Here is a 13846-nt window from a genome sequence, read left to right on the forward strand (position 1 = left end):
GCAACGTCAGAAGACGACGGCAGCGCCGGGTGGGCTGTCAGGGGTGTCGCTGTCTCCGCTGAGGGCGCCGTCGAGTGTGTCGATGGCTTGGCGTTGGAGGCGAAGCCTTACGTGGGCGTAGACGCCGGCGGTGACGCCGATATGGGCGTGTCCGAGGAGTTCCTTGATCACGACGAGGTCGACGCCTTGCTCCAAGAGCAGCGTGGCAGTCGAGTGGCGGAGGTCGTGGAATCGGATACGCCGGAGTTCGGCGCGGTCGAGGAAGCTGCGGAAGCGGCGGGTGAGGTTGGCCGGGTCGAGAGGTGCGCCGGTCGGGGTGGAGAAGACGAGGCTGCTATCTCTCCAGTCCAGTCCTGCGGTCTCGCGTTCCTTGTCCTGCCGTTCCTTGTGTGCCTTGAGGTAGGGGATGCACTCAGTGGGGAGGGCGATGCGGCGTTCGGATGCTTGGGTCTTGGTGGGCAGGTGGGTGAGGCCGCCGGTGCGGGTGCGCTGGAGTGAGCGGCGGATGCTGGCCGCTCCGGTTGTGAGGTCGAGGTCTTCCCAGTGGAGGCCGAGGAGTTCGCCTTTGCGGAGTCCGGTTCGCAGGGCGAGTTCGTACAGCGCGTGCAGCCGGTCGGTGCGGGCCGCGTCGAGGAACTGGCGGGCCTCGGCTGCGGTGAGCGGACGGAAGCGCCTGGGCTGGTGCGTAATGGTCTTGACGTTGCGGGCGACGTTGCGGGGCAGTTCGTCTTCGCGGACGGCATGCTCCAGTGCCGATTTGAGCACCGAGTGCACGTAGGTCACGGTCAAAGGGGACAGCCGTTTCTGGCAGCACTCGCCGATGGCGCAGCACCTCTTCCGTTCGGTGTCCAGGCCCTGGGTGCAGCACTGGCAGGTGGCGCGGAGCCGGTCGAGGAAGAGACGCACGTCCTTGGCCGTGAGGCGGGCGACCTTCTTGGTGCCGAGGCCAGGGATGAGGTGGAGGCGGACGCAGGCGGCGTATCGGGTGTGGGTGTTCTCCCGAAGCCGGTGGACGGCGACGCTGCCGAGCCAGTAGGTGAGGTAGTCGCCGACGGTGCTGTCGGCGGTGGCGACAGGGAGGCCGCGGTTGCTGTCGGCGATCTTCTCGGCGAGTTTGTCGGCAGCTTCCCTCCGCGTGCTGCCGTAGACGCGGACACGTTTGCGGGTGCCGTTGGCGGCGAGGACGTAGCCGGCGGCTTCCCAGCGGCCGTCCCTGCGCTGGTAGATGGTGCCTTCGCCGTTGGCGCGGGCCTTCTTGCGTTTGGGGGCGGTCATCGGGCGGCCTCTTCCAGGTGGCGCTGGACGTAGTCGTCCAGGGCGTGGGCGGGGATGCGGCGGGCGCGGCCGATAGTCAGGGAGGCCAGGCGCCGGGTGCGCAGGAGGTCGTAGAGGGCGGAACGGCCGATCTTGAGGCGGGCCATGGCCTCGGAGACGGTGAGGAGTTCGTCGTCACGCACCGGCTGTCACCCCCTGGTCGCGTGTCGGGCCGCCGTTGATGAGGGCGGCGAGGCGTTCGAGGTCGGGGGTGAGGCCGGTGCCGTCGTAGGCCCAGTGGGCGAGGACGAGGGTGGTCGGGGAGGGCGGAGGGGTGTGGCGGCGGTGCCAGGCGGCTCGGGCAGTGCGGAGGGCGCCGAGGGTGGTGGAGTAGGCGCGGGTCTTGGTGGAGAAGTGGCCGCGGAAGCCGAGCATGTGGGCCCACTTGCGCAGGTTTAGGTGCTTGAGGTCGTCGCGGTTGCCGAGGGCCCAGGCGGTGCGGATCATCCGGGTCGGGCACGGACTCGAACCAGAGATCGGTGATCTTCTTCAGGCGGTGGTCGAGGGTGCCGGTGGTGGCTTCGGTGCCCTTGGTGGCGTACTTGGCGACGTATCCGGCGACCTTGTCCTCGGTGATCGTGGTCCCGCCCTGGAAGGCGGAGGACCGGATGACCCTGGTGTCGATCTGCTCGCCGAAGGCGAAGGAGCGGGCGCGCCCGTTGATCTCGGGCCCGTCGATGTGGGCGCGGGTGGCCGCGAGCTGGATGGTGTCGGCCAAGAGTTCGGGGGTGGCCCAGGCGGGCGGCGGGGTGTAGGGGCCTGCGGGGCCGTCGAGGCGGATCACTGCGTGGAAGTGGATCATTCCCCTCTGCTGGTACTCGGCGACCTTGGCGTACGAGACCCGGACGAACTTGTGCAGCAGTCGCTGCGGGAGGCCAGCTGCGGCAGCGATGGTGCGGCGCAGGTTGAGCATGAAGCGGGCCCACAGAGCGGGGGCGTGGGCGTTCCACAGCACGGCGCCGGTGTAGTCGTACCGCTCCGGGTCAAGCGCGGTGCCGAGGAGCGGGTCGCCCTGGGCGTGGGTGCGTCCGCAGCGGCAGCGGGCGGAGCCGCCCACGCGTCGGCCGTGGACGGGCCCGTATGAGGGTGCGGTGAGGGTGGCGAAGACGCGGGGGTGGGTGGCGACCTGTTCGGGGATGTTCTTGCCGCCGCGCAGGCCGGCGGCGATGAGGTGGTAGGTGTCCTGGCGGTAGAGCTCGGCGCAGGAGGGGCAGCGGGTAGTGCGGCGGTTGCCGCAGCGCACCAGGAGGTGCCCGGCGGGCAGTTCCTTGGACTTCAGCTCGCGCAGGATCGCGCCGGTGAAGGCGTCGATCTCGGTGCGCTGGCCTTCGAGCCGGATCGGCCGGGCGCAGCCGCCGAGCGAGGACAGTTGCCGTACCAGGCCGAGCAGGTCGCGGTACCCGGTGAACGTGGGTAGCGCGGGTGCGGCCGGTTCGGGGTGGGGGATTGTGGTGGTGGGGTGGTGCGGTGGCATGCTGGCGGGACCTCTCTGCGCTGCGGCACACGTGTGCCGTGGATGGATGGGAGGGAGGCCCCGGCAGGGGCGAGGGTTTGGCGACTACACGCCCTTGCCGGGGATCGCTGCGAAGCGGGACCAGGAGGCGGCGGTCACGCGGCCTTGTCCAGGTCGATGTGGTCGGGCAGGTCGCGGACCTTGAGCCCTTCGGCGCACATGAGGTCGTTGATCTGCCAGCAGGCTTCGGTGGGCAGGTAGACCGAGCGCAACCGGACCGGGGTGCGCATGTCGCCGACGGAGGCGATCGAGACGCCCTGGGGCATGGTGCGGTCGGCGGCGGTGATGTCCAGTTCCCGGCCGTCGGGGAAGAGGTGCAGGAAGTCCTCGACGGTGTCGACGCGGTGGCAGATCCGGGCGGACAGGTTGGTCCGTACGGCGGTGGTGAGCACGTCGGCGGAGGGCTTCTGGGTGAGCAGCCACAGCCGGATGCCGAACTTGGCGCCCTGGCTGGCGATGGCCAGCAGCTCGGCCTCGAAGCGTTCGCGGGCCTTGCGGTCCGGGTGCCGGGTGTAGTTCGCGACCTCGTCGATCACCACGAGCAGTAGCGGCAGCTCGGGGCTGAAGTCGGTGATGCGGTCGGTGCGGCCGGACCAGAACAGCCGCTCCCGGCGCTGCATCTCCTCGCGCACCCAGCGCAGGATCTCGGTCGGCTCGTCGGGGTGGATGGCGTCGGAGACCTTGTAGGCGGTACGCCACCAGGGCGCGACGGCGCCGAGGTTGGGGTCGATCACGATCAGCCGCACGTCCCGCATGAGCGAGGCGTAGGCCAGCAGGGTGTTGACGGTGATCGACTTGCCGGAGCGGGTGAGGCCGGCGACCAGGGCGTGCGCGGAGTAGGCGAGGTTGAGCACGATCGGGGTGCCGTCCTCGTCCCAGCCGAGCAGCACGTCATCGGTGGAGACGAACTGCCCCGGTCGGCAGACGGGGGAGCCGTCCGGGCCGAGGAGTGGTGAGCGGATCACCGCCTCCAGCGGCTCGCGCCGGAAGCCGCGCGCGACGATCACTCCGGGCTTGGGCTGGCTGATCCGGATGCGCCGCATCCCCCAGGCGTCGCACAGGCCCTCGCTGGCGTCCTGCCAGGCGCTCAGCCCGACCTGCGGGAGGGCATCGGCGGTGCCGGTGACGCCGAAGGCGTCAGCGCGGGTGCGCAGGCGTGGCACCAGCACGCGCGGCTTGGTCGGTTGGTCCTGCGGGCCGTATTGCTGGAGCACGGTCGGGGTGGCGTCTTTGACCGCCAGGCCGAGCATCGGGGCGAGCCGTTTCCAGCCCCACCGCATCCGCCGCGCCTGCCGCAGGCTGATACGGGTCTCGGCATCGGCCCGGTACCAGCGGGTGAAGCAGTGCCCGGCCCAGCCCAGCAGCCCGAGGACGCCGAGGCCGACCACGGTCAGGAGCACAAGGCCGAGGGGGCTGTCGGTCATCAGGCACCGGCCTTGGCGGTGACGGCGTCGGCGCGCAGGGAGATGCCGTGGCGGTCCTTACCGTTGATCTCGTTCTCCCAGGCCGAGGCGACCAGGCCGGTGAAGACGACCGGCAGGCCGACCTTCAGGCCCTTGCCGAGACCCGGCTCCGGGACCTTGACGGTGATCACTTCGGCGCGGCCGTTGAAGGCGAACATCACGTCCACCAGGTGCAGGTGGGCGCCGGTGGGCCGGTCGATCGCGGGCTGCTGGCCTTCGCGGTCCTTGAAGTGTGGGCGGGACTCGGAGGCCAGGATTACCAGGGCCTGGGACTGGTCGATGGGCATGGTCTTCACGGCAAACCTCCAGGTAGAAGGGGTGCAAGTCGCCCGTGTGGGTGATCGCGTGCCGCAACCATACATTCATTCCATCCGAAGTCCATCCCTATTGAGTTCCATCCGATCTTGCGGTGGTCCATCCATCAGGCGGCTACTCTGACCCCGTGAGGCCGCTGAGCTGGTGAAACACGACAGTCAGCGGGCGGCCTGCGGCGGGTGGAATCGGACCGGGACCAGGGATGGACATGGCTGCTGCTGACGAAGCGCGCTTGACGTTCGAACGCATCGCGGACGACCTGCGGCAGCAGATCCGGGACGGCGAACTGCGTCCGGGCCAGCTTCTGCCGACGCAGAGCCAGCTCATGCAGACCTACAAGGCATCCAGCCTGACCGTGCAGAAGGCGATCAGGCTTCTCAGGAACGAGGGCTGGGTCATCGCCCGCCAGGGGCGCGGCACGTTCGTCACGCGCTCGGCCGACTTCGAGGACGCCTTCGAGAAGGTCGCCGGCGATCTCACACAGCAGATCTACTCCGGCACTCTGGCGCCCGGCGCCCGGCTCCCGGCCCGCGAGGTCCTGGCGGAGCACTACGCGGTGCCGCTCAACGTGGTCACCAACGCCATTGCTCTGCTGGCCGGCAACTTCCTCCTGCGCTACCCCGGGGAGCTGCCCGGCGACGAGGTCTACGTACGTGACTGGGACGACCACGGCTTCGCCACCCAGCTCATCCACGGCCGCCTGGTCCGCAAGATCAGGGACGGATCACTGGCCAGGGGAGCCAGGGTCACCGTGGACGAGGTGGTTGACACGATCGGCGGCGACCCGGAATCCGCAGACCAGGCCCTGACCTTCCTCGCCCTGGAGGGCAGGATGAAGAAGGCCCACCAGCGCAACGGCTCGATGGCGTATGTCGTCGTGGGGGGCGAGTTCGGCACAGAGGTACCGGTAGCGGTGCAGCCGGTGGACGAGCCGGACGAAGCGTCGGCTGCCCCGCCAAACGAGTTCCCGGCGGTGGCCGGAGTGGCGGATCTCGCCTACAAGCTGGAACGAGCCCTGGAGCGGATCGAGGAGCTGGAGGAGCGCGTCGAACGCCTCGAAGGCCGCGACACCAACTGAGGCGGGTACGTGAACGGCAGCGTCCCCGAAGGCCGCAGGCTGGCTTTCGGGGACGCTTCGCGTGGATCGGTCAGGGCTGGTACTCGTAGCCGATGGTGAATCGAGGCGGCAGGCACCATTCCCCGTACTCGATGATCCCCTCCGCGTCCGACCAGCGGTGGGCGCCGACCAGGATCGGGGAGCCGACCGGCAGCCCCAGCGCGCTCGCCTCTCGGGCATCGGCGGGACGGGCGTGCATGTCGTCGCGGGCGTGGGTGATCGTGCGCCCGGTGGCTTCCAGAACCCTGGCCGAGAGTCCGTGATTGCGGCCCGGGGCGGTGTTCAGCAGGTCCGGCACGAGGGCGGCGAACGGGGCCGGGTACCAGGTCACGGCGAACACGGTCCGGGTCTTGCCCCGTCCGGCCAGCCACTCGCGCCGAACCACCTGATCCCCGGCCTCCAGATCGAAGATCTCCGCCACGTACAGCGGCGGGATGATCAGCTCGGCGGCCGTCACCCGGCTCGTCTCCCCCTCGGCCAGGAACGACTTCACCCGCTGGACCCGGGCCAGCCGGTCCCGCGCCGACAGCGTCCAGCGAGGGTCATCGGCGACGTAGGTGCCCCGGGGGGTGGTGCGGATGAAGTTCTCCACCTGGAGAGCCTGCAAGGCGCGGGAGACGGTGGCGGCCGCGGCCTGCCACTGCCCGGCGATCTCCCGGTTGGTCGGCAGCTTGGCGCCCGGCTCAAGCTCTCCGGACAGGATGCGCTCCCGGAAGTGATCCGCGATCTTCGTGAACGTCTTGGGACTGGGCATAAGGCGTGCCCCTCCGTTGAGTTGACGTGCTGTCAGTGAGGGCACACTAGTGCACTACGAACCGTAGCGGGAGCGCTTCGGCCACTCGAATACTGAACTAGAGCACCGATCTGTCAAGAGGTCGGCCATGTGACGTTCGAGAGGTGGCGATGTGCATGACGGAGCCGACCAGATACTCCACCCAGCCGGTCGAACTCCCCTTGCGCCTGGAACTGGAGCCGACTCCCGTTGAAGGCTGCGCGGGCTGTACCGAACTGGCCAACGTACGCGACCGGGCCCGCGCGGTCGGCGACATGACCACCGTCAGCGACTGCAACGTCTACATGCGACGCCACCCGGAGGGCCACCAGTGAGCCCCCGCGCCGTCTACCGGCACGTCAGCCACACCATCCGCCACGCCCCTGAAGGCGGCATCACCTACGAGGCGTTCTGCGTCGCTGCCAACTGCGGAGCCGAATCCGGCCCGCGCGATGAACAGGAAGCCGCACAGGACTGGGCACTCCGCCACACCGGACGCACCGTGGCATTAACGCTCTGGTTCGGCTCCACTTTCCGGCTTGAGTTGGCCCCACTCCTGGGGGCGTACGAGAGCGTTCGGGGGTTGTTCCGGTCTGATCTGGCCCCACCGGGTGGCGGGTGGTGGGACGGTCGTGGTGGGCCACCGTGTGGGGGCGATGCCGGATGGAGTTGTCGAGGGAAGAGCTGTTCCTGCGGATCCGCCGTGACTCGTGGCAGGAGGGGCTGTCGATGCGGGCGCTGGCCCGCAAGTACGGCGTGCACCGCCGGCTCGTACGCGAGGCTCTGGCGTCGCCGGTGCCCAGGCCGCGGAAGACGCCGGTGCGGCCCTCGCCCAGGTTGGATCCGTTCAAGAAGACGATCGACGAGTGGCTGCTGGGGGATCTGGAGGCGCCGCCGAAGCAGCGGCACACGGTCCAGCGGATCCTGAACCGGCTGCGGCAGGAGTGTGGGGCGGAGATCGCCTACACCACGGTCTGGGACTACGTCTCCCGTCGGCGTCGGGAGATCGCCGAGGCTGCGGGGGCGGCACCGGCGGCGGGGTTCGTGATCCGCCACAACCAGCCGGGCATGGACGCCGAGGTCGACTTCGGCGAGGCATGGGTGGACCTGGCGGGCGAAAGGACGAAGTGCTTCGTCTTCGCCCTGCGTCTGGCCTACTCGGGCAAGGCCGTGCACCGCATCACCACCTCCTGCGGCCAGGAGGCTTTTCTGGACGGCCACGTTCACGCCTTCCGCACGCTGGGCGGTGTTCCGGGCGGGCAGATCCGCTACGACAACCTCTCCCCGGCGGTCTCCCGGGTGATCCACAAGAGCCGGTCACGGGAGGAACACCCCAGGTGGACGGAGTTCCGCCAGCACTTCGGGCTCACCCCTTTCTACTGCGAGCCGGGACTTCGCGGCGCCCATGAGAAGGGTGGAGTGGAGGGTCAGGTTGGCTACTTCCGCCGCAACTACCTCACGCCCGTTCCCCGGGTGGGCTCTCTGGACGAGCTGAACGCGTCCTTCGCCGAGTTCGAGCGGTCTGAGGAAGGACGGCGGATCGGGATGCGGATCCGCACGATCGGCCAGGACTTCGCCCGCGAGTCCGTGCTCCTGATGCCGCTGCCTCAGGATTCCTTCGAGACCGGCGTCGTGTTCACCCCGCGGGTGGACCGCTACGGGATGATCGCGGTGAGGGTCTGCCGCTACTCGGTTCCGGCCCGGTTCATCGGCCGCACCGTCCGGGTCGTGCTCCGCTCCAGCGACCTGATCGTCTTCCACGGCCGCACCGAGATCGCCCGCCACCCCCGCCTGACGGCGAAGGGCGCCGAGCGCGTCGTCCTGGACCACTTCCTCGAAGTCCTGCTGGCCAAGCCCGGCGCGATGGCCGGCTCCGAGGCCCTGGACCAGGCCCGCCGCGAGGGCACGTTCACCGCCGCCCACGAAGCGTTCTGGGCTGCTGCGAAGAAGGCCGAGGGCGACACCGAAGGCACCAAGCAGCTGGTCCACGTGCTCCTGCTGCACCGCCACCTCGAACACCGCGATGTGTTCGCCGGAATCCGATCCGCCCTCGCAGCTGGCGCCCACACCGCCGACATCGTCGCCCTCGAAGCCCGCAAAGCCGCTCAGACCGATGGCCGTTCCCCCACCGTGACGGTCACCCGGCCGGCTCCTGTCCTGCCCGGGCCGGAACCCAGTGAGGTGGTCAGCCTGAACGCCCATCGGGCCGTCCGCCTCCCCGCCGACCAGCGTCCCCTGCCCTCTCTCGACCGCTGGGACCAGCTGCTGAACCGCTCCAGGAAGGACGCGCCATGACCGGCCTGCACCACAACCTGACCGAGACCGCCTCCGACGCAGCGATCGACACCGCCTGCCGGGTCCTGCGGCTGCCCACCATGCGAGCCCAGTTCCCGGACCTCGTCGCCCGCGCCGAACGCGAACAGCTCTCCTACCGAGGGTTTCTGGCCGAGCTGCTGATGTCCGAGTGCGAGGACCGGGACCGGCGACGCTCGGAGCGACGGATCCGGGCGGCCGGCTTCCCCCGCCAGAAGTGGCTCTCCGACTTCGACTACAGCGCCAACCCCAACGTCGTCCCGGCTGTGGTCAACAACCTCGCCACCTGCGACTGGGTCAAGAAGGGCGAGCCGCTCTGCCTGATCGGGGACTCCGGCACCGGCAAGTCCCACCTGCTGATCGGGCTCGGGACGGCGGCGGCCATGGCCGGCTGCCGCGTCCGTTATGCCCTGGCCGCCAAGCTCGTCAACGAGCTCGTCGAGGCAGCCGACGAGAAGCAGCTGTCGAAGACGATCGCTCGCTACGGGCGCGTCGATCTGCTCTGCATTGATGAGCTGGGCTATCTCGAGCTTGACCGGCGGGGAGCCGAGATGCTGTTCCAGGTTCTGACCGAGAGGGAGGAGAAGAACAGCGTGGCCATCGCTTCGAACGAATCGTTCGGAGGCTGGACCAAGACGTTCACCGACCCGCGCCTCTGCGCGGCCATCGTCGACCGGCTCACCTTCAACGGCACCATCATCGAGACCGGCACCGAGTCCTACCGCCTCGCCCAGACCAAAGCCAAGCAACAGGCGAAGAAGTAGCCCTCACAGATGACCGGTCACCCTCTGGATGTGGATCAAGGCTTCCGGCGACCTTGGCGATCGAGATAGTCGACCAGCTTCGCTTCGCTGCGGCGCAGTCGAACAGACTCGTCCTCAGGCAGGGACCCCAATGCGTCGATGAGGACACGTGTTCGCGGAATGTGGACCATCGCACCGGAGTAGATCCGGCACCCGGAGCACCATGCCAAGCCGACGCACCGCTCGAACATCGAGGACTCAGGCGGATAGAGACGGAACTGGTAGGAGCGGACCGCTGTCCCGCAGGCAGCACAGATTCGGCGATCACCGTCCCTGATCGTGTCCCAGGTCGCCACCTTGACCCAGTGCCACCGCCCTGCCGGTGCTCTTCAAGTCGTCATGCGCAGCATTCTCGCTCATGGCCCATCAGCCCACCTCAACAGCCCCACGGCTAAAATGGCTGGCCCTGCTGAGACCGGAACCCGGAGCCACTTCAGGCCGGAACAAGCGCCACTTCAACCACCGACGTGGGGCCAGCCCAGACCGGAAATCTGGGGCCATTTCGCGCCGTTAACGCCAGCACCGGCCACGACCTCTTCAGACGCGTCTTCACCGACCACGCCAAGGTCACCCGAGCCGAGTAGAACCACCACCGCCAGCCGGAACAGGACCCACAACCCGCAGACCATCGCACCAGGCCAGCAGCCCAGCCGAACGCTCAACCGAAGCCAGGGCAATACCGCCGAAGCGGGATGCGTCCAAACTTTCTCTACGTCTTCAAGGCGACCCGCTGACGCGGGTCGCGCGCGGCACGGCCGCCCACCCGGCCCGCTCTCGGCTCCGCCACCGCGGGCCGGCCAGCGACCAGGCCGCGCAGAAACAGCGCAGCGTCGCGCCGGAAGCGAGGAGAAGCAGGACGCGGCCAGCGCGGCGAGCGCCAGGCAGACGGCGAGGCGACGGCAGGGAGTTGGCCGGGGCGGAGGCCCGGAGGTGGGGTCGGTCGGCTCCGTGGGCTTTACCCACCTCCCCGGGCCGGGGCCCGCGTCGGGCAAGGCCAGGGGGCCACTCGTTCAAATTCCGGGCAGGATCAAGACCTGCCCGAGTTGCCGGGCCAGCGTACGGCCCCTGACCATGCCCGACCCCAACCCGGGCAGGACACCGGCCAAAGCCCACTCCACCGACCTCACGCGCGTTGCCGTCTGACGGCAACGCCGACGGCAACAGGGGCGCACGGCAGGGGACTTCCACGTACGCCCTCGGACCCGCCGGAATTCGCTGACCAGCGAAAATGCAGGTGACGCCTGCTCGGCGAGCACACGTACTATGTGCTCGCCGGGGCTACGCCGGTCCTGGTTCACAATTGCGGTGGCACAGCGACGATCCATTACGACGGTGGCCATGCTTCGATCGAGGTCAGAGCGGGCGGGGAGACTCTTCACACGCACCAGGTCGGTGGTCTGGTGGAGGTGGGAGGTGAAACGATCGCTACGCCAGTGAGGTCAGAGATCTTCACAGGAGCCGTTTCGTCCAGCGCACGTTCGGTGACTTTTGACCTGCCGAATCCTGGCGGCGCTATGGCCTACCAAGAGGTCTTTCTTGGGAGGGGAGCCACTGGCACCTATGACGCTGCGACAGAAACGTGTTTTCACTACTGTGCGAGGGTTCTGCAGGCAGGTGGAGTCCCGAATGTTCCGGCCCAAGGAACAATCAGAGAGCTGGCAGTCTTCCTGCGTCGAGCGGGCCAGTGAATCAAATGGGGATCCTGCGGGGAGAAGAGGTAGAAGGTGGATGAGTTTGATTGGCTGGATGACCTGCCAGACGCATGGTCCGTGCCTCCCGAACTTCAAGGCCCCACACGAGTTCACTTCGTGAATTTCGTGATCTGTGTAATTTCGAGCGACTATGCGTCAAACTCGATCAATGAAGCAATCGGCGAACTTCTGGCCGAGCATGGACGCTTCAATGTTTCTTACCAGCTCAGCGCAAAAGAACGCCTTCCGGACAAGGACCTCATGGGGCTATCGGCTGCTCTAGAAGGTGTACTCAAGAAATGTTGGGAAGCATGGCTGAAGTACCAGCAAATCTGGACCTCCGGAAGTGCTCCATCTGGCGGCGACTATCAGCAGCTGCTGACGGATCTACGTGCGAGTAGAGACGAAATTAGGCGCATTAGACCAGTCTGAGTAGACTTCCGAAGGAGCCGAGGTCTGCCGCTGGGACTCAGCGGATCCGTCTGGTAGAGATTGAATGAGCCGAAGCCCCATCGGGATATCACTCCGGTCGGGCTTCTGGCCGTCTTGACGGCAGCAGTTGACGGCAACGGCGGCCCTTCATGTGGGATGCAGGGAAGTTCTGTGGCTGCTAGCAAAACGAACCGAGGGGGGTTTCAAGAGCATGGATGCGCTTGGCCCTGGTCTCTACCCAGACCTCTTCGCTGCGGGCGGCCTTATCTCGGCGATGGAGCTAGCGTCGGAGAAGAAGAATCTCGACCTGGGGCGGCTCTACAGTCACTACGCATCGGGACCTGGCCTGCTAGCCACAGCTGAGCTGGATTCGAGTCGCGGAAAGGCTTCTGTTCAGCTCGGTAGCCAAAGCAGGACCTTCTACGTAGCAATCCAGGGGCAGGGATTCACATGGGCTGAGGGTGCCACTGATGATCTAGGCGATCTGATTGAGGCATTGGCTGCATGGCGGGATGGCATTTCCGTGGATGACTTCGCTGGAAGGTTCCCATTCATGATGTCGGGGCGGCTAGCGAGAGCCCACGAGTCAGGAGACCCGGTACCCGCTCAGTGGAGTTGGTTGCGGACTGCAGAAGAGTTCTCCGAGGAGCGCCTGCTAGTGGAAGCGGCCTACGCAGATGGTCGGTTCGGCCATTTCTTCCCAACTCTCAGCCATGGAACGCTACGTCTTAGATCGGTGCACCGACAGCAAGGGGCCAAGGAAGTAAGCATTACTCCACTTTCTGGAGGTTCCTACCGTCTGGAGAACCCTCGATTGCTCAATCCGACAGTCGTAGATTCTTTGGGGGAGGCACTTTCTGTGGCTTCTGAAGCTCTCGCGAGTGACGAATGACACGTTCGCTTCAGTAAATGAGGAGCCCCGCCGACCTTGGTCCGGCGGGGCTCCTGCGTTGGGAGCTCCAGGGTTGATGACGACGAGTTCGACTCCTTGTTCCAGCAGCAGGGTGGCGGTCGAGTGCCTGAGCTCGTGGAAGCGGATGCGGCGGAGGCCGGCCTTGCGCAGTGGTGAACACGCGCCCGTCGCGCTGCCATGTGGTGCCCGCGGCCTCACGCTCGGTCTTCTGCTGCTCGTGGTGGAGCTTCAGCGACTGGATGCAGCGGGTGGGGAGGGCTATGCGGCGTTCAGAGGCCCGGGTCTTGGTGGGCAGCGTGGTGAGCCCGCCTGCGCTTGTGCGCTGAAGGGTGCGGCGGATGGCGGCGGTGCCCGAGCCGGGGTCGAGGTCTTCCCAGTGCAGGCCGAGGAGTTCGCCTTTGCGGAGTCCGGTGTGGAGGGCGAGTTCGAACAGCGCGTGCAGCCGATGCCCCTGGGCCGTGGTGAGGAACTGGCGGGCTTCTTCGGCGGTGAGGGGTTCGAAGCGTCGGGGCCGGGGTGTGCCGGTGCGGACGTTGCGGGCGACGTTGCGCGGGATCTCTTCCTCATATACGGCGTGCTCCAGGGCGGACTTGAGCACGGAGTGGATGTAGGTGAGCGTCAGCGGGGAGAGCGCCTTGTGGCAGCACTGGCCGATGGCGCAGCAGCGGGGCTGGTCGCGCCGGGCGTCGATGCCGCGCGTGCAGCACTGGCAGGTGGTGCGGAGGCGGTTGAGCCAGGTGCGGACGTCCTTGGCGGTGAGCTTGGTGAGCTTCTTCTTGCCGAGGCCGGGGATGAGGTACCGGTGGACGCAGGTGGTGTAGCGGGTGTGGGTGTTCTCGCGCAGGTGGTGGACGGCGACGTTCTCCAGCCAGTACGCCAGGTACGCGGCCACGCTGCCCTGGGCGGACGGAATGGGGAAGCCGCGGTTGCTGGCGGAGATGTTCTCGGTGAGCGTGGCCAGGGCGTCTTTGCGGGTGGTGCCGTAGACGCGGACGCGCTTGCGGGTGTTGCCGGGGGCGAGGACGTATCCGGCGGCTTCCCGTCTTTGCGCTGGTAGACGGTTCCGTCGCCGTTGGCGCGGACGCGGCGGGAGGCGGGGGTGTCCCGGGGCGTGGTGTCGGCCGCGGAGTACCGGTGGCTCGCCTGCCGGCTGACCGAAGCCCTCACGGATGCACTCCGGGTCGCGGAATCGCACGGTGA

The 13846-nt window shown here is 67.7% G+C and carries 11 protein-coding genes and 2 pseudogenes; 6 read left to right on the forward strand and 7 right to left on the reverse strand.

Annotation, left to right across the window (positions count from 1 at the left end; genetic code table 11):
- Positions 1–6: 6 nt before the first annotated feature.
- The 5 genes and pseudogenes from EF918_RS01915 to EF918_RS01935 all read right to left on the reverse strand — a co-directional run bounded on the left by EF918_RS01915 (position 7) and on the right by EF918_RS01935 (position 4577).
- Positions 7–1275 carry a site-specific integrase gene (locus EF918_RS01915; protein ID WP_125639509.1) on the reverse strand — a complete coding sequence of 423 codons (1269 nt, stop codon included), beginning with the start codon at positions 1273–1275 and terminating at the stop codon, positions 7–9.
- Entirely contained in the window at positions 1272–1457 is a 186-nt protein-coding gene (locus tag EF918_RS01920; RefSeq protein ID WP_125639511.1) for a helix-turn-helix domain-containing protein, read from the reverse strand. Before EF918_RS01920 ends, EF918_RS01915 begins: the two co-directional genes overlap by 4 nt.
- A pseudogene (locus EF918_RS01925) lies at positions 1450–2704 on the reverse strand (replication initiator). The gene EF918_RS01920 and the pseudogene EF918_RS01925 overlap by 8 nt, the downstream one beginning before the upstream one ends.
- A 218-nt stretch (positions 2705–2922) precedes the next feature.
- Entirely contained in the window at positions 2923–4251 is a 1329-nt protein-coding gene (locus EF918_RS01930) for an FtsK/SpoIIIE domain-containing protein (protein WP_125639513.1), read from the reverse strand.
- Positions 4251–4577, reverse strand: a complete 327-nt coding sequence (locus EF918_RS01935) for a hypothetical protein (protein WP_202483932.1) — start codon at positions 4575–4577, stop codon at positions 4251–4253. Before EF918_RS01935 ends, EF918_RS01930 begins: the two co-directional genes overlap by 1 nt.
- A 260-nt stretch (positions 4578–4837) precedes the next feature.
- On the opposite strand from EF918_RS01935, the gene EF918_RS01940 reads away from it, so the two are divergent.
- Positions 4838–5683 carry a GntR family transcriptional regulator gene (locus tag EF918_RS01940; protein ID WP_260609702.1) on the forward strand — a complete coding sequence of 282 codons (846 nt, stop codon included), beginning with the start codon at positions 4838–4840 and terminating at the stop codon, positions 5681–5683.
- Between the two features lie 70 nt (positions 5684–5753).
- Here the strand turns inward: EF918_RS01940 and EF918_RS01945 are convergent, their stop codons facing one another.
- Positions 5754–6476, reverse strand: coding sequence for a GntR family transcriptional regulator (locus EF918_RS01945; RefSeq protein WP_125639518.1), 723 nt, complete (start codon positions 6474–6476; stop codon positions 5754–5756).
- Between the two features lie 155 nt (positions 6477–6631).
- Here EF918_RS01945 and EF918_RS01950 point away from each other — a divergent pair, with 155 nt between their 5' ends.
- From EF918_RS01950 to EF918_RS39260, 5 genes are all read left to right on the forward strand, one after another.
- Complete coding sequence (locus EF918_RS01950) at positions 6632–6829, forward strand: hypothetical protein (RefSeq protein WP_125639521.1); 198 nt, start codon at positions 6632–6634, stop codon at positions 6827–6829.
- A gap of 328 nt (positions 6830–7157) precedes the next feature.
- A complete protein-coding gene (istA, locus tag EF918_RS01955; RefSeq protein ID WP_125639524.1) occupies positions 7158–8789 on the forward strand; it encodes an IS21 family transposase in 1632 nt (543 codons plus the stop codon).
- On the forward strand, positions 8786–9571 hold the full coding sequence (gene istB, locus EF918_RS01960; protein ID WP_125639527.1) for an IS21-like element helper ATPase IstB: 786 nt from the start codon (positions 8786–8788) through the stop codon (positions 9569–9571). Before istA ends, istB begins: the two co-directional genes overlap by 4 nt.
- A 1763-nt stretch (positions 9572–11334) precedes the next feature.
- Positions 11335–11733, forward strand: a complete 399-nt coding sequence (locus EF918_RS01965) for a hypothetical protein (RefSeq protein WP_125639531.1) — start codon at positions 11335–11337, stop codon at positions 11731–11733.
- Positions 11734–12289: 556 nt separating this feature from the next.
- Positions 12290–12625 (forward strand): DUF6193 family natural product biosynthesis protein, encoded by a 336-nt coding sequence (locus EF918_RS39260; RefSeq protein ID WP_369009090.1) that lies wholly within the window; start codon positions 12290–12292, stop codon positions 12623–12625.
- Positions 12626–12700: 75 nt separating this feature from the next.
- Here the strand turns inward: EF918_RS39260 and EF918_RS01970 are convergent.
- A pseudogene (locus tag EF918_RS01970) lies at positions 12701–13813 on the reverse strand (site-specific integrase); the annotation flags it as partial.
- Between the last annotated feature and the right edge of the window lie 33 nt (positions 13814–13846).

It is taken from the genome of Streptomyces sp. WAC06614, from assembly GCF_003949795.1.
Taxonomy (GTDB): Bacteria; Actinomycetota; Actinomycetes; order Streptomycetales; family Streptomycetaceae; genus Streptomyces.